Origin of the sequence: Klebsiella sp. C349492 (genome assembly GCF_042055345.1) — a bacterium.
Classification (GTDB): Bacteria; Pseudomonadota; Gammaproteobacteria; order Enterobacterales; family Enterobacteriaceae; genus Klebsiella; species Klebsiella scottii.
In genome coordinates this window covers 1043848-1060285 of record NZ_JANQCE010000001.1, presented here as the reverse complement: position 1 = coordinate 1060285, position 16438 = coordinate 1043848, and the positions used below count along the sequence as shown (strand labels likewise).

Here is a 16438-nt window from a genome sequence, read left to right as displayed (position 1 = left end):
TCCTTAATGCTTTTCGAGCCACGCGCCGTAGAACGACGGGCGGCCAACCGCTTCAAAACTGACGCCTTTCACCCATTTCGCCCCGGCAAACACCTGCGGCTCTTCAAAGATCGGGATCACGTAGGCGTTATCCAGCAGATAGCGCTGGGCGTCGCCGGTGAGCTGCAGGCGCTTCTGCGCATCAACTTCGGCAGAGATGGCGGTGAGCAGGGCGTTGAGCTTATCGTCGCGGAAGCTCTGCACCTTGTCGCTGGAGCCGCCTTTTTGCAGCAGAGCATCGCGGTTGCCCGGGAAGAACATGCTTTTCACCACGTCCGGGTCGGCGCGACCGACCTCGGAAACGGTGAGCGGAGTTTTCAGCGGATCGAGGTTATCGAGGGTCCGGCTGCCGGCGTCTCCGGCCTTGACGCTGAGCGCCACGCCGACCTGCCGCCACTGTTGAGCAACCAGCTGCAGCACCTCTTTATTTTGCGGCTGCGGCAGCGATTCATAGACCGTTAGCGCCAGCCGCTGGCCATCTTTGGCCCGAATACCGTCGGCGGCCGTTTTCCAGCCCGCTTCGTCCAGCAGGGCGTTGGCCTTCGCCGGGTCGAAGGTTAGCCTGTCGCTGAGGTTGACATAACCCGCCGCCGAGCTGGCGATGGCCGACGTGGCCTGCGGGTAGTTGGCGGAAAACAGGGTATCGACGACCTGCTTCGCGTTAGTGGCATGCAGCAGCGCCTGGCGAACGCGCAGATCGGAAACCAGCGGGTTATCCGGACGGAAGCTGAGGCTATCGTTCACTCCGCGAGTCGGCGCGGCGTAGATCGTAAAGCCCTGGTCGGTGGCCTGCTTTTCATCGTAGGCCTGAACCTGGCGGATAAAGTCGGCCTGGCCCGCCAGCAGCGCGCCGATGCGCACGCTATCTTCCGGGGTGACGATAAAGGTAATACCGTCGAGGTTCGCCGGCCCCTGCTGCGGCAGGTTTTTTGGCCCCCACCGGTAATCTTTGCGGGCAACCAGCGTCAGCTCGCGGCCCGGTTTTTCATCTTTAACGCTGAACGGGCCGGAGCCGATAATATTGCGCGCGTCGCCGAGCTCTTCGAAGTTGCGCTGCAGCGTGCTAAGCGACACCAGCCCGGAGCCGATGGTCGCCGTGCCCTGCAGGAAGCCAGGGGAGGGCTTTTTGAAATAGAACTTTACCGTCAGCGGGTCGATGACCTCGCTACGATCGTAGTTGTTTATCACCTCCGAGACCGGCAGGCGGTGGGCCTTATTCCCCAGCCCGTAGGTATCAAAGTTTTTGGCAACCGCGTTGGCGTCGAGCGGAGTGCCGTCGGAGAAGGTGACGCCGGGGCGTAGCCTGAACGTATATTCGGTTTTGTCGGAGTTAGTGCTCCAGCTCTCGGCAATCCACGGCTCGACCTCTAAGGTTTTGGGGTTCTGCCAGGTCAGCTTATCGGTGATCTGGTTGAGGATCCCGCCGTTAGGATAGAAGCCCCCGGCGGGCGGATAAAGGTTGGTATGCGGCTGCTGCTCAAGATAAATTAAGATGCCGCCTTTAACCGGCGTATCGGCGGCCCAGGCTGAAAAGGCGCCTGATAAAAAAAGTGCTGCCAGCGCGGGCAGACGAAAACGGCTTTGCATGGTGAATTCCTTTGTTATCTATTGTGTTGTCATCATCCGGCGCGGTTATTGACAAAGGAACGAAGCATTTGCGCTAAGCATGTGCATAAAAAGCATTAATACCTGGGATAATTCAAACTGCGCCTGCGTTGACGGCAGTCACTTACTTAGGGAATTCTCTCCTGGCCGCCTTGGTGCCGGGTTAATTTTATTTTTTTCGGCTGGCACTAATCTCATAATTTGATAAAAAGATTGAGATGATACTTAAGGTTGATAAATTAATGGCCGACAAATGAATGTCGCTAAACGGGAAAAAGGTAATGCTGAAATATTTACTGGGGCTGGCGGTGGTGTTATTGACCGGCTGCACCGCGGCGCCGAATTTACCGCCGACCGATACCATAACGAAAGTTAAGCCGATCTCGGCCGGTATTATTGCGGTGTCCAATAAATACACCTATCGGTTTTATCGGGACGGCGCCCCGCAGGAGTATCAGCGCTATAACACCTTCTACCAGCGTTTTAATAAAGTCGCCGCGGGCGTGCGGGTAAACTTTGCGGTTAAGCAACATGAGGTGGTGGCGGAATATCTGGTGGTGCTTGATAAACGTAAACTGGACGCAGCGCAGCAGACGATATTAACCAATGAATATAAAGCGACGGCGCTGGATAGTGAACATCTCGGCGTGTTGTTTAAAGCTTCCGGCTACTGGACGGCAGGGAATCCGAACGAGCTTGAAGAGTCCTGGCGACTCTCCAGCCCGGTGGTGGTGTCGATCAACGATCGGACGCAAACTCTTTCTACCCTCGGAACCATCGCGCTGATCCCGCTGGTGCCGCTATTTCCGCTGTACATGATGTACGGATGCGCGACCGGGCCGTGCGTATAGCCTGAGCAGACGCCTCTCCCTGATTCGGAAGAGGCGCAAAGATCAGCGACGGAAGTCGATAACCATACGGCCGCGGATCTGCCCCTGTTCCATCTCTTTAAAGATGGCGTTGATATCGCCCAGCGGGCGCAGCGTCACTTTTGGCACCACTTTCCCTTCGGCGGCAAACTGGAAGGCCTCAATCAGATCCTGACGGGTACCCACCAGCGAACCCACCACTTCGATACCGTCCAGCACCAGACGCGGAATGTCGAGGCTCATGGCTTCCGGCGGCAGGCCAACGGCCACCACGCGGCCACCGGCGCGCACGGCGTCGACGGCAGAGTTGAACGCGGCCTTCGCGACGGCGGTCACCACGGCGGCATGGGCGCCGCCGGTCTTCTCCTGAATAACCTTCGCCGCGTCTTCGCTGCGGGAGTTGACGGTCAGGTCGGCGCCCATCTCTGCGGCCAGCTTCAGCTGCTCATCGTTGACGTCGATGGCGATAACTTTGGCATTGAAGACGTTTTTCGCATACTGCAGCGCCAGATTGCCCAGGCCGCCAAGGCCGTAAATCGCGATCCACTGGCCCGGCTTGACGTGGGAGACTTTCACCGCTTTGTAGGTCGTTACGCCGGCGCAGGTGATGCTGCTGGCGGCCGCGGAGTCGAGGCCATCCGGGACTTTTACCGCGTAGTTGGCGGTGACGATACACTCTTCCGCCATGCCGCCGTCAACGGTATAGCCGGCGTTTTTTACCGAGCGGCAGAGCGTTTCGTTGCCGCTGTTACAGTAATCACAGTGGCCGCAGCCTTCAAAGAACCATGCCACGCTGGCGCGATCGCCGGGTTTCAGTGAATTTACGCCGGGACCGACCTGCAGAACCACGCCGACGCCCTCATGCCCGAGGATAACGCCGGTTTTATCACCAAAATCGCCGTTTTTGACGTGCAGGTCGGTGTGGCAGACGCCACAGCAGTCCATTTTCAGCAGCGCTTCGCCATGTTGCAGGGGACGCAGCGTTTTTTCCGTTACATTGACCTGATGATCGTGAGTGACAACGGCAACTCTCATGTTTTCTCCTTGATATTAGTGACAAATCACGTCGTGTTCTTTGTGAATAATACTCATTAAGGATTAACTGTTGTGCCGTTAAATGCAAGTTTTGTAGTGAAAAGTGTGGTTTAAATCAGGCGGCGTGGCTAAAAGAACGTTTTTTGCTCAATATTATAGCTGTTAATATTTATGCCATGAATTGGTCATATTCCTTTCATTGCTTACCGGCAGGCTGTTATTGGACAATTTCTTATAACAACAGAGTGATAACCCAATGCATCTGGTAAAAAACATCATCGCCGCAACGCTGCTCTTCTCCGCCGCCGCTCAGGCCGATAACGTGCTGGATTTCCCGCAGCCGGAAAACAATCCGGAGGAGTTTTACGCGGTCACCGAAATTCCCGCCGGCGGCATTATCAAATATGAAACGGACGCCAAAACCGGGTTTATCATCGCCGATCGTTTCCAGTCGATGCCGGTGGCTTATCCGGCCAACTACGGCTCGCTGACCCAGTCGCTGGCCGGTGATGGCGATCCGCTTGATGTGGTGTTCTATACCCGCGCGCCGATGGCGCCCGGAACCTTGATTAAGCTGCGGGCGATTGGCGTGCTGAAGATGATCGATGGCGGTGAGAAGGACGATAAAATCATCGCCGTGCCGGCCAGCAAAATTGATCCGACTTATGACGATATTAAAAGCATCAGCGATCTGCCGAAAATGGAGCAGGAGCGTCTGCAGGCCTTCTTCCGGGTTTATAAGCAGCTGCCGGATGGCCGTAAAAAGGTGGAGCTGAACGGCTTTAACGATGCCGAGACGGCGAAACAGGAAATCAAACAGGCATGGGATGCCTGGAAAGCGAAAAAGCCGCAGTAACCGGCTAAACGAAGCCCGGCTCAGGCTTGACGCCGCGAGCCGGGCTGGTTTGGTTTTAACTCAGTCGGGCATTAATTTCTGCGATCTCCTTACGCCACTGCGCCTGCTGCTGCGGTTTCTGATGCTTCGGCTTACGCGCAAGATCTTCAGCCAGGCGCTGTTCCAGGCTAATCAGCCGTTCCAGCAGCGCATCGCCGTCCTCTGCGGGCGTTGCCGCCGCCGGCACCTGCGCTGGCCGTTCGCGCTGGCCGGTAACATTCCGCAGCCGCGCATAGACCTCGTCGACGTCGTGCCATTCGCTGAGGCCCTGGTCGTCGATCAGCCAGAAGCGGTTACAGCTTCGGGCGATCAGCTGACGGTCATGGCTGACCAGCAGCAGGCCGCCGGGATAGTCCCGCAGCGTAGCCGCCAGCGCCTCTTTGCCTTCCATATCAAGATGGTTGGTGGGCTCATCTAACAGCAGCAGGCTATAGCGCGCCAGCGACAGCCCGACAAACAGCAGCCGGGAGCGTTCGCCTCCGCTCAGGGTGCTGACCTTCTGCCCGTGACGGGCCCAGCCGAAGCCGGCGGAAATCAGCGCGCGCTTACGCGCCTCCGGGGCCGGCGCAAAGGCTTCAAGCGCCTCCAGCAGGCTGTGGCTATCGGCCAGCTGATGCAGCGTCTGATCATAGTAACCCGGGCTGAGGCGGGGGTGCAGACGTAGCCCGGCGTCCGGTGCCGCCTGCTGCAGCTGCCGCCACAGCAGGCGCAGCAGCGACGATTTTCCGCCGCCGTTGCGGCCCATTATTGCGACCCGATCGCCGCTTTTCAGCCGCGCCAGCCCGGTGGTGAACAGGGCGGGCAGCCCCGGCGCCGGCGGGACCGGTAGTCGTTCCATTTCCAGCAGACGGTCGGCCTGCACCGCGTCGCCATGCAGCGCCAGCCGCCACGGCGTCCCGGCGGTCACGCTGGTTTGACTCTCCTTGAGACGCAGCAGCTGTTTTTCCATCTGTTTGGCTTTGCGCGAGAGATCTTCGTTGTCATAGACCTGCCCCCAGGTAGCTAACCGCCTGGCGCTGGCGGCGACGCGGTCGATCTCCTTTTGCTCGGCCTTATGGCGCAGGGCGTCGCTTTCATCCTGCTCCTGCAGCGCCCGGCGAGCCGCGCTGCAGGGGAGAGAGAAGGCGTGCAGGCTGCTGTCGCGCAGGATCCAACTGGAATTAGTTACAGCATCCAGTAAGAGATTGTCGTGCGACACCACGACGAAGCTCCCCTGCCAGGTTTGCAGGAAGCTTTCCAGCCACAGCAGGGTTGGCAGGTCGAGATGGTTGCCGGGTTCATCAAGCAGCAGCAGATCGGGCTGCTGAATCATGGCCCGCGCCAGCAGCAGCCGGGTATGCTGGCCGCCGCTGAGGTTGGCCGCCTGCTGCCCGAAGCTGGCGGCGCCAAAGCCCATTTCGGCCAGCAGGCGCTCCGCCTGCCAGCGATGGTTTTCGCGACCCGCAGCGGGGAGGCGAGCCAGTACCGCCTGCACCAGCGATTGCGCTAATACCGCCTCCGGCAGATGCTGCTCCACGCGGGCCAGCAGGCAGTGGTTAGCCAGCGCCACGAGGCCGGAATTGGGCGTAAGCGTACCGTCGAGTACCTGCAGCAAGGTGCTTTTCCCGCAGCCGTTATAGCCCATCAGGCCGATGCGGTCGCCTTTTTTGAGGGTAAAAGAGAGATCGTTGAATAACGGGCCAAATGCCGTTTCAACGTACAGCGATTGTGCGGTTAAGAGTGTGCTCATTGTGACTTACTCAAGAGTTACAGGCATGAGAATGCCTCGTCAAACATCGCTGACGATAACCCGGTAAGCCCGAGGGAAGGGAATTAAGGTTTGGTTTCTTCGCTCAAGCTAAAGTTATCGCAGCACGATACCGATAACGCTTGAGGGGGTACGATCGCCAAATGTATGTGAAAAAATAAACATTTCACAGTACAGCATGGGGTCCTCCTTTTTTATTCAGTTAGTTGACAGGTGCAGGCAGTGTAGAAGGAGAACGTCGATTTAGCTAGCGGCTAAATCCAGGAGGGATGCGGGGCAAAAAAGCGGGCCCCGTAGAGGCCCGCCGCGTTCGCCGTTATCCAGATGGCGTGTCGCTTGTCGAGACCAATCGCGATTAAATCGACGTCCGACGGTAGTTGCGATACTCCGGCTGCCAGAAGTTATCGCTGATCGACTGCAGCAGCGCCTCAGCGGAGGTTTTCACCGCCACGCCCTGTTCCTGAGCGACTTTACCAACCGCAAAGGCGATGGCGCGCGACACGGTCTGAATATCCTTCAGCTCCGGCAGCACCGGGCCTTCGCCGTTGTTCACCAGCGGGGAGTGCTTCGCCAACGTTTCGCTGGCGGCCATCAGCATATCCTCGGTGACCCGCGAGGCGCCGGAGGCGATGACCCCGAGACCAATTCCGGGGAAGATATAGGAGTTATTGCACTGGGCAATCACGTACTGCTTGCCTTTCAGCGTCACCGGCGCAAACGGGCTGCCGGTGGCGACCAGCGCTTCGCCGTCGGTCCAGCTAAGAATGTTCTGCGGCGTCGCTTCCACCCGGGAAGTGGGGTTCGACAGCGGCATCACGATCGGCCGCGGGCAGTGCTTATGCATCTCGCGAATAATTTCTTCGGTGAACAGCCCCGGCTGGCCGGAAACGCCGATCAAAATATTGGGCTTGACGTTGCGCACCACATCCAGCAGAGAGAGAACGTCGCTGGTGGTATCCCACTGCTGCAGGTTTTCCCGCTTCTGCACCAGCTTGCTCTGGAACGGCAGCAGGTTCGGCATCGCGTCGGTGAGCAGACCGAAGCGATCGACCATAAAGACGCGCTGGCGCGCGGCCTCTTCACTTAGGCCTTCACGCTGGATCTGGGCGACGATCTGCTCGGCGATACCGCAGCCGGCGGAACCGGCGCCGAGGAAGACAATTTTCTGTTCGCTCAGCTGGCTGCCGGCACCGCGGCTGGCGGCGATCAGCGTACCCACGGTGACCGAAGCGGTGCCCTGGATATCATCGTTGAACGAGCAGATTTCATTCCGGTAGCGGTTAAGCAGCGGCATGGCGTTCTTCTGCGCAAAGTCTTCAAACTGCAGCAGAACGTCCGGCCAGCGATGCTTAATGGCCTGGATAACGTCATCAACGAACTGATAGTACTCGTCATCGGTGATACGCGGGTGACGCCAGCCCATATACAGCGGATCGTCGAGCAGCTGCTGATTGTTGGTTCCGACGTCCAGCACTACGGGCAGCGTGTAGGCCGGGCTGATCCCGCCGCAGGTGGTGTACAGCGACAGCTTCCCGATAGGGATACCCATTCCGCCGATGCCCTGATCGCCAAGGCCCAGGATACGCTCACCGTCGGTGACCACGATCACCTTAACGTTGTGGTTAGGCACGTTTTGCAGGATATCGTCGAGGTTATGTCGGTTCTGGTAGGAGATAAATACGCCACGGGCGCGGCGATAGATCTCGGAGAAACGTTCGCAGGCGGCGCCGACCGTCGGGGTATAGATGACCGGCATCATCTCTTCAAGATGGTTGCCAATCAGGCGATAAAAGAGCGTTTCGTTGGTGTCCTGAATATTACGCAGGTAAATGTGCTTGTCGATCTCAGTTTTGAATCCCTGATACTGGATCCACGCGCGCTCGGCCTGCTCTTCGATGGTTTCGACCACTTCCGGCAGCAGGCCCAGCAGGTTGAAGCTGCTGCGCTCTTCGATGCTGAAGGCGCTACCTTTGTTAAGAAGCGGAAACTCAAGCAGGACGGGACCCGCGTAGGGGATGTACAGGGAACGGTTTTTTTTATGGGTGAATTGCATCGCACTAACTCCTTGATAATCGCATCAGGCCCGGCGCGGCGATAGACGGGCGGGCTGGCATGGAATGCAGCGGGCAGAGTATAGAGCAGTTGCTGTTAAAGAGGGGAGATAGTGCTAAAAAAACACCATCCTGGCAAAAGGACGGTGTTTTTATCATCACTCAGTCGAGAAATTAGCCGGCGCGGCGTTTGCGGCCGGTGGCATGCGCGTGGTTGATGGTGGTTTCCACATCGCCGTCCAGCACCACTTTTTTCTGCTGGGACAGCTTATAGTTCAGACCGAGAAGATGACGTGCCTGATGGTTCGATTTCATTCTTACTCCTTAATCCACTTCTGTTTCAAGGACAAGCCCGGCGAAACCGGACGAAATATAACCCTAACGGCGGCCCGTTAACCGAACCGCGCTATCTATGGTGGGCTATATTTTCACCAATGGCAACCTCATGTTCGCGGATTAGGAACAGTCTGCGCTTACCACTTCATCTCGCCGGTGTTTACCTTAGCGCTAAGCTCCAGCGAGCTCTCTTCCGCAAGTTTCGGCCAGTGCTGCTTCATCTCTTTAATCACGCCGGCTGAATCCTTATGGTTCTTCAGCGCCTGCTCAAACTGCTGCAGATAGTCGCGGGTAAAGAGGATCGCGCGGTCGCCTGCCGGCGGCGTGCCGAGATAGTGCCCCGGAATTACCTGCTGCGGATGCAGCGCGGCCATATCGTCGAGGGTTTTGCGCCACTGCAGTCGGCTTTCAGCGCTCTGGGTATCGGCGGTCCAGACGTGCATATTCCAGGCGACGCCGGTACCGCCCAGAATGGCCTTGTTACCCGGGATCCACACGAAGGCGGCGTAGCCGTTCGGCTCGCGGATTTCGACCTTCTCGCCGTCGATGGTAAAGGTGCTGGCTTCAATGACCTGCGGAGCATAGACCTGCTGCGGGGCGCCGTCTTTCATCTGTGGACCCCAGTAGGCCAGCTTCGCGGCTTTAGTGGCGTTAATGTGATTAACCACTTCCTGCGTCGCGACAATTTTTGCCTGCGGGAAGGCTTTAACCAGCGGCTCAAGGCCGAAGTAGAAATCCGGGTCGCCGGAGGTGATCACAATCCGGCTCAGCTTCTTGCCGTTTTTGCGGATCATCTCAACCAGCTTCTCGCCGTCCTTGATGCTGAACTGGGCGTCAAACAGCACCGCTTCGTGGGGGCCGGACGCCAGCGTTGAGTTGACGGCGAAAATCCCTTTATCCTGCGGGTTGTAGGTTTGCAGCTGCAGCGGTGCGGCGAAGGCGGCGCTGCTGAACAGGGCAGTGGCGATGGCAAGAGTCGATAGTTTCATGATTGTTTTCTCAATGTCGGGTGAATAACGCTATTTTACGCATTTCCCGATTTGCGAAAATTCCTGAAAAAAGAGATGCTGAGTTTCATAAATCGTGCAGATGGAAACGACGTATGGATCGCATTATCGCCGCCAGGGTATATATCCGCATTTGCGAGCTGGGCAGCCTCAGCGCCGCGGCGCGGGCGCTGGGCATGTCGCGGCCGATGGTCAGCCGCTATCTTGAGCAGATGGAGCACTGGGCCGGCAGCCGCCTGATCCACCGCTCCACGCGCAGGCTAACGCTTACCGCCGCCGGGGAGAAGGTGCTGCAAAAAACCCGCAGCCTGACGCAGCTGTCGGACGAAATTGCCGGGCAGACCGAGCGGGCGGTGCCCAGCGGTACGCTGCGGGTGGCCTGCGCCCACTTTACCGCCATGCAGCTCATTTCCCCGCTGCTGCCGGATTTTCTTGCCCGCTATCCGCAGCTGCGGCTTGAGCTGGATATCAACAACCATCCGGTCAGCCTGATCGGCGAACGCATCGACGTGGCAATCCGCATCACCGATAACCCGGAGCCGGGAGCCATCGCCCGCCGGCTGGGGGTCTGCCGATCGGTGCTCTGCGCCTCGCCGCGCTGGCTGCAGCTGAACGGACAGCCGCAGACGCCTGACGACCTGAGCCGGCACAACTGCCTGCATTACAGCCATTTCGCCACCCAGACCTGGCAGTTTATCTCGCCTGAAGGGGAGAGCGCGGCGGTGGCGGTATCGGGAAATTTAAGCGCCGGGATCTCCTCCCTGCTGCTGGAGGCCGCGGTGGCCGGCTGCGGTATTGCGATGCTCCCCGAGCTTGAGGCGCAGCGCGCGCTGAGCGTCGGGGCGCTGAAGCAGATACTGCCCGGCTGGACGCCGAAGCCGCTGAGCGTTTTCGGTCTCTATCTCTCGCGCGACTACCAGCCCAGCGCGCTGCCGCTGTTTCTCGACGACATTCAGCAGCGTCTGACGCAGCCTGCGAACGGCTAGCATTTTTCACTAAAGGAATGGAACGATGATGATATTCAGAACGATGCAGGAGGCCGACTATGCGGCCTGGCTCGCCTACTTTATCCCTGATTACGCCGCCGAAATTGCTGAGAACTATGGTCTTTCAGCTCAGGACGCCCGGGCTCAGGCGCAGCAGGAGATCGCCGAGAGTCTCCCCGACGGCGCGAGCACGCCGGGCCAGGTGTTACTCTGCCTGATTGAACGCGTCGGGGATGCAGAGCAGCACGTTGGCTACCTGTGGTACAAGCCGGACGCCAAAATGCGCTCCGCCTTTATTTGCGACTTTTATATTCACGCCGCGAGTCAGGGGAAGGGGCTGGGCAAACAGGCGATGGCGACGCTGGAAAACGATCTCAGGCAGCAGGGGTTTGTGCAGATAAAGCTGCGGGTCGCCGGAGATAACGCGCCCGCCCGCCGCCTGTACGAGGCCAGCGGCTTTGGGGTAACCGGCGTCAATATGAGTAAGAATATCGGCGCCGGATCGTGGGGCAAAATGACGACGGGAGGTAAATGACGCAGGCCGAATCCGCCATCCGCTCCTATACTTAATCCTTTAACGTCAAAAAAGGAGCGAATCCATGGCAATTCATAAGAAAGGTCAAGCGCATTGGGAAGGGGATCTGAAAAGCGGTAAAGGAACCGTCTCAACGGAGAGCGGGGCGCTGAACCAGCAACCTTATGGCTTCAACACCCGCTTTGAAGGCGTCAAGGGCACTAACCCGGAAGAGCTTATCGGCGCGGCCCACGCGGCCTGCTTCTCAATGGCGCTATCGCTGATGCTGGGTGAAGAAGGGTATACGCCAACCTCGATTGATACGGTCGCCGTCGTGACCCTCGATAAATCCGCCGGCGGCTTCGCCATTACCAAAGTGGCGCTCCAGAGTCAGATCGTCCTGCCGGGTATTGCCGATGCGGCGTTCGAAAGCATCATTCACAAAGCGAAAGCGGGCTGCCCGGTTTCGCAGGTGCTCAATGCCGAAGTGAGCCTGGAATATCAGCTCAATCCGTAAACGCTCTTCCCGCCACAGCGTGCCCGCGACCTGCGGGCACAACGTATTTTGCCTGAAAGCCGCTGCCGGCAAATGAGTCCGGCGTTAAATAATGGTATGTTTTGTCTGTTACGCAAAGGAACAGGCACAGTAATGACCAGCATACGCGGCATGATTGAAGCGCAGGTATTGGGTTTAACCGGCATGGCGCTGAAAGAGATTGATTTTGAACACCCGCCCGGCGAACCGGGGCTGTTTGGCCCACGCTCGGCTATCTGGCCGGTGCACGGCGATTTTACCTCTATGCTCTGCGGCGGTATCAGCGCGCTGCTTCTGCAGATGCTCCACCCGCTGGCGCTGGCCGGCGTCTGGGATCACTCTAACTTCCGCGAAGACATATTTGGCCGCCTGCGGCGCACCAGCCAGTTCATTTCTGCGACCACCTTTGGCACCACCGCGGATGCCGAGCGGCTGATCGCGAAGATAAAGGCTATTCATCTGCGGGTGAGCGGGCGGGATCGGGACGGCACGCCGTACGAAGCCAGCGATCCGGCGCTGCTAACCTGGGTACACGTTGCCGAGTGCAGCAGCTTTATGGCCTCGCATTTGCGCTACCGGCGAACCGTGGTGAGCGAAGCGCGCCAGGAGCAGTATTTCGCGGAGGCCGGAGAGATTGCCCGCCGCCTCGGCGCGCGGGATATTCCCGTCACGCCGCGGCAGGTGGCGGAGTATTTGCAGGATATGCGTCCGCGCCTGCGCTGCGACGAACGCACTCAGGAGGTCGCCCGCGTGCTGTTTGCCACCCGCCTGCCAGGGAAGCTGAGCCAGCCCGTTGGCCGGCTGATGATGCGCGCGGGGGTCGATCTTCTGCCGCCCTGGGCGCAGGAGATGCTCTCCCTCAGGATGAGCCGCCTGCAGCGGCAGTCCACGCGGCTGGCGGTGCACGGCATTGCCCGCGTGCTGCGCGCCTCGGTGCGTAACGGCGCCTGGCACTGCGCGATGCGCCGGATGAACGGCGGCGTTTTGTAACCCGCCGGCCCGCTCCACGGCGTGCTGATAATTAACCCTGTTAATAGAGCGGTAATTAGCTCTGCCGCTTTATTACTGCGGGGAGCGCGGTTCCGCATATTGCCGGACAAATAAAAAGGGACCATAATTAGCGGGCCATTAATCCATCGCTTATTAGTGGTAAATAATTAACGCATTGTCGTGTTGGTGCTCAATAAAATAAGCCAATGGCGTAATAGATAATATTAAGCCATGCCCAATGGCGTTCATCAGGAAGTAATACAATGATTATCCGACCAGAACAACACTGGTTTCTCCGTCTGTTTGACTGGCATGGCTCGGTGCTGTCAAAAATCGTCTTTCGCCTGCTGCTCAATGTGCTGATGTCGATTATCGCGATTATTAGCTATCAGTGGTACGAGCAGCTGGGGATCCATTTAACCGTCGCCCCGTTTAGCCTGCTGGGGATCGCTATCGCGATTTTTCTCGGCTTTCGCAACAGCGCCAGCTACAACCGCTTTGTCGAGGCGCGTAACCTGTGGGGAACGGTATTAATTGCCGAGCGCACGCTTATGCGCCAGCTAAAAAATATTCTGCCCGCCGCCGCAGAAACGCATAAAAAAATAGCCAGCTACCTGATTGCCTTTAGCTGGAGCCTGAAGCACCAGCTGCGTAAAACCGATCCCAGCGCCGATCTTTATCGTCTGCTGCCGCGCGATGTGGTGACGGAAATTATCGCCAGCTCGATGCCAACTAACCGGATTCTACTGCTGGTGGGGCATGAGTTAGGCCATCTGCGCGAAGCGGGGAAGATCAGCGATATCACCTACGGCCTGATGGATAATAAGCTCGATGAGCTGGCGCACGTGCTGGGCGGCTGCGAACGTTTAGCGACGACGCCGGTGCCTTTTGCCTACACCCTTATTTTACAACGTACCGTCTATCTGTTTTGCACGCTGCTGCCTTTTGCGCTGGTTGGCGATCTGCACTACATGACGCCATTTGTCTCGGTCTTTATCTCCTACACCTTTTTGTCATGGGATTCGCTGGCGGAAGAGCTGGAGGACCCGTTCGGCGTCGCCGCCAACGATCTGCCGCTCAACGCGATGTGCAATACCATCGAGCGCAATCTGCTGGACATGACCGGCCAGCATCCGCTGCCGGAAAAAGTTCAGCCCGACCGGTACTACAATCTGACCTGATCCACCGCAGGCTGCTAATGTTAAATAAGTTAAATCTAATGCGTGATAGATAACATTGATTATACAGCTTCGGTCCTGATTGTTATTCTTTCGTTAACAAAACCCTCGACGGCGTCGGGTATCAGCCCACGTCGGCGAGCGGCCATAAAAATAGTGCCGATCGCTCTGATAAGGCTATCTGACGCACGCATTTACCTGCATATCGACGGTGCATTCAGGAGTTAGCATGAACAAGAAAAGACGCGCAGTGCCGGGGGTTCATCCCTATGACGGCCCGGCCGGCGGCTGGGGCGCATTGAAAGCCACCGCCATTGCCGTTCGCACCCAGATGGATGCCCTTGATGCCCCCGCGACGCTGCTGCGCACCAATCAGCCGGACGGTTTTGACTGCCCGGGCTGCGCATGGCCGGATAAAGAACACAAATCGACCTTCCAGTTTTGCGAGAATGGCGCCAAGGCGGTGACCTGGGAAGCGACCAGCAAGCGCGTCACCGCCGAATTTCTGGCGGCCAATACGGTCAGCTCCCTGCTGGCGAAAAGCGATTTTGAGCTGGAGGGCTACGGTCGCTTAACCGAACCGCTGGTCTACGATCGCGCCAGCGACACGCTGCGTCCGGTCTCCTGGGACCGCGCCTTCGCGCGGATCGGCGAGATTGTCAGCCGCATGCAGCCGGATGAGGTTGAATTTTACACCTCCGGACGCGCCTCCAACGAAGCCGCCTGGCTGTTCCAGCTGTATGCCCGCGAGCTGGGCACCAACAACTTCCCGGACTGTTCCAATATGTGCCACGAGGCAACCAGCGTCGGGCTGCCGCAGTCCATTGGCATTGGGAAAGGGACGGTTTCGCTGGATGATTTTGACAAAACCGAGCTGGTCATTTCCATCGGCCACAACCCGGGAACCAACCACCCGCGGATGATGGGAACCCTGCACGAACTGTCCCGGCGCGGCGTGCCGATTATTGTCCTCAATCCGCTAAAGGAGAGGGCGCTGGAGCGTTTTGCCGACCCGCAGAACGTGATCGAAATGGCGACCTATAGTTCAACCAACATTGCCTCGACCTATTTCCAGGTCAAGGCCGGCGGCGATGCCGCGGCGCTGAAGGGGATTGCCAAAGCGCTGCTGCAGATGGATGACGATCTGGATAATGTCCTCGACAGCGCATTTATTGCCGAACATACGCAGAACTTTCCGGCCTTTGCCCAGGATTTGCGCCTGACCAGCTGGCACGACATCGAGCGCGAATCGGGCCTGACCCGCGACGACCTGCAGCGCGTTGCCGCGGCCTATGCCAAATCCAACGCCACCATCGTCACCTACGGCATGGGGATCACCCAGCATAACAAGGGCACCTCAAACGTCCGCCTGATCGCCGACCTGCTGCTGATGCGCGGCAATATCGGCAAGCCGGGGGCCGGGATCTGTCCGCTGCGCGGGCACTCCAACGTGCAGGGCAACCGTACCGTCGGCATTACCGAAAAGCCGAGCGCCAGCTTCCTCGCCAACCTGCAGCGAGAGTTCGGCTTTGTTCCGCCGCAGGCGCATGGGCACGACGCGGTGAAAGCGCTGGAGGCGATGATTGAGGGGAAATCGAAGGTGCTGCTCTGTCTGGGCGGCAATTTTGCCGTCGCCATGCCCGATCATCAGCGGGCCTTCCCGGCGATGCAGAGGCTGGAGCTGAGCGTACACGTTGGCACCAAGCTCAACCGCTCGCACCTGCTGATGGCCAAAGAGACCTATATTCTGCCCTGTCTCGGACGCACCGAGCTCGACCTGCAGGAAAGCGGCCGTCAGTCGATTACCGTTGAGGATTCGATGTCGATGGTTCACGCGTCGTCGGGCAAGCTGAAGCCGGCCTCGGCGCAGCTACGTTCCGAACCGGCCATTGTGGCCGGGATGGCGATGGCGACGCTGACGAACAGCAAAGTTGACTGGCTGGCGCTGGTGGCAAACTACGATCGCATCCGCGAGCTGATTGAACGCACCGTTCCCGGCTTTGAAAACTACAATCAGCGCATTCGTCATCCGGGCGGTTTCCGCATGCCGCTGCCGCCGACCGAGCGAATCTGGCCGACGCCAACGGGAAAAGCGATGTTCTCGGTTTTCGACGGCGTTCATGAAAACGTGCAGGTGGACGGAGAGGACATTATGCGCCTGGTGACGTTGCGCAGCCACGATCAGTACAACACCACGATTTATGCCCTCGATGACCGCTATCGCGGAGTCTTCGGCCGCCGAGACGTGCTGTTTATGAACGAGCAGGACATGGAAAATATGGGGCTGGAGCACGGCGACCGGGTTGATATCAGTACTGCGCTGCCGGACAGCCACCAGCGGCTTGAGAACATTACGGTGGTGGCCTACAGCATTGCGCCGGGCACCGTGGGCGCCTATTACCCGGAAGCTAACGTCCTGGTTCCGCTAAACTATCTTGATCAAGAGAGCGGCACGCCGTCCTACAAATCGGTGCCGATTCGCCTGACGCTGCGCTCGAAAGAGATCCTGCCGCTTGCGGGTATGCGCTAATACCTCCCGCACTTCGTCGCCGGCGACCGCTGGCGACGAGGCCCCATCAGCGCGGCGTCAGGGTTGACGACACCGCGGCGAACATCTTCCGGTCTTAAAATAACATTTGGCTAACATATTT

At 58.5% G+C, this 16438-nt stretch carries 14 protein-coding genes; 8 read left to right on the top strand and 6 right to left on the bottom strand.

Features of this window, described 5'->3' with window-relative positions:
• Window positions 1–3 precede the first annotated feature (3 nt).
• On the bottom strand, window positions 4–1626 hold the full coding sequence (locus NWP14_RS05030; RefSeq protein ID WP_375214901.1) for a TIGR04028 family ABC transporter substrate-binding protein: 1623 nt from the start codon (window positions 1624–1626) through the stop codon (window positions 4–6).
• 299 nt (window positions 1627–1925) lie between these two features.
• Here NWP14_RS05030 and NWP14_RS05025 point away from each other — a divergent pair, with 299 nt between their 5' ends.
• Window positions 1926–2495 (top strand): hypothetical protein, encoded by a 570-nt coding sequence (locus tag NWP14_RS05025; RefSeq protein WP_095097708.1) that lies wholly within the window; start codon window positions 1926–1928, stop codon window positions 2493–2495.
• 42 nt (window positions 2496–2537) lie between these two features.
• Here NWP14_RS05025 and adhP read toward each other — a convergent pair whose 3' ends face one another.
• Window positions 2538–3548 carry an alcohol dehydrogenase AdhP gene (gene adhP / locus NWP14_RS05020; RefSeq protein WP_375214900.1) on the bottom strand — a complete coding sequence of 337 codons (1011 nt, stop codon included), beginning with the start codon at window positions 3546–3548 and terminating at the stop codon, window positions 2538–2540.
• A 256-nt stretch (window positions 3549–3804) separates the two neighbouring features.
• Between adhP and NWP14_RS05015 the strand changes: the two genes are divergently transcribed.
• Complete coding sequence (locus tag NWP14_RS05015) at window positions 3805–4404, top strand: inorganic diphosphatase (RefSeq protein WP_095097714.1); 600 nt, start codon at window positions 3805–3807, stop codon at window positions 4402–4404.
• Window positions 4405–4459: 55 nt separating this feature from the next.
• On the opposite strand, the gene NWP14_RS05010 is transcribed toward NWP14_RS05015, so the two are convergent.
• The 4 genes from NWP14_RS05010 to NWP14_RS04995 form a co-directional block, all read right to left on the bottom strand.
• Complete coding sequence (locus tag NWP14_RS05010; RefSeq protein ID WP_375214899.1) at window positions 4460–6172, bottom strand: ABC-F family ATP-binding cassette domain-containing protein; 1713 nt, start codon at window positions 6170–6172, stop codon at window positions 4460–4462.
• A gap of 373 nt (window positions 6173–6545) precedes the next feature.
• Entirely contained in the window at window positions 6546–8243 is a 1698-nt protein-coding gene (locus tag NWP14_RS05005) for an NAD-dependent malic enzyme (protein WP_095097720.1), read from the bottom strand.
• 172 nt (window positions 8244–8415) lie between these two features.
• Window positions 8416–8556 (bottom strand): stationary-phase-induced ribosome-associated protein, encoded by a 141-nt coding sequence (gene sra, locus NWP14_RS05000; RefSeq protein WP_004861775.1) that lies wholly within the window; start codon window positions 8554–8556, stop codon window positions 8416–8418.
• A 158-nt stretch (window positions 8557–8714) separates the two neighbouring features.
• On the bottom strand, window positions 8715–9566 hold the full coding sequence (locus tag NWP14_RS04995; protein ID WP_375214898.1) for a Vmh family MBL fold metallo-hydrolase: 852 nt from the start codon (window positions 9564–9566) through the stop codon (window positions 8715–8717).
• Window positions 9567–9679: 113 nt separating this feature from the next.
• On the opposite strand from NWP14_RS04995, the gene NWP14_RS04990 reads away from it, so the two are divergent.
• The 6 genes from NWP14_RS04990 to NWP14_RS04965 all read left to right on the top strand — a co-directional run bounded on the left by NWP14_RS04990 (window position 9680) and on the right by NWP14_RS04965 (window position 16317).
• On the top strand, window positions 9680–10570 hold the full coding sequence (locus NWP14_RS04990; RefSeq protein ID WP_375214897.1) for a LysR family transcriptional regulator: 891 nt from the start codon (window positions 9680–9682) through the stop codon (window positions 10568–10570).
• Window positions 10571–10595: 25 nt separating this feature from the next.
• Window positions 10596–11105, top strand: a complete 510-nt coding sequence (locus tag NWP14_RS04985; RefSeq protein WP_375214896.1) for a GNAT family N-acetyltransferase — start codon at window positions 10596–10598, stop codon at window positions 11103–11105.
• A gap of 64 nt (window positions 11106–11169) precedes the next feature.
• Window positions 11170–11601: an OsmC family protein gene (locus NWP14_RS04980; protein ID WP_095097732.1), complete on the top strand. Its 432-nt coding sequence runs from the start codon at window positions 11170–11172 to the stop codon at window positions 11599–11601.
• Window positions 11602–11733: 132 nt separating this feature from the next.
• On the top strand, window positions 11734–12609 hold the full coding sequence (locus tag NWP14_RS04975; protein WP_331835246.1) for an oxygenase MpaB family protein: 876 nt from the start codon (window positions 11734–11736) through the stop codon (window positions 12607–12609).
• A 263-nt stretch (window positions 12610–12872) separates the two neighbouring features.
• On the top strand, window positions 12873–13790 hold the full coding sequence (locus NWP14_RS04970; protein WP_375214895.1) for a bestrophin family protein: 918 nt from the start codon (window positions 12873–12875) through the stop codon (window positions 13788–13790).
• 226 nt (window positions 13791–14016) lie between these two features.
• Complete coding sequence (locus tag NWP14_RS04965) at window positions 14017–16317, top strand: FdhF/YdeP family oxidoreductase (protein WP_375214894.1); 2301 nt, start codon at window positions 14017–14019, stop codon at window positions 16315–16317.
• Window positions 16318–16438 lie beyond the last annotated feature (121 nt).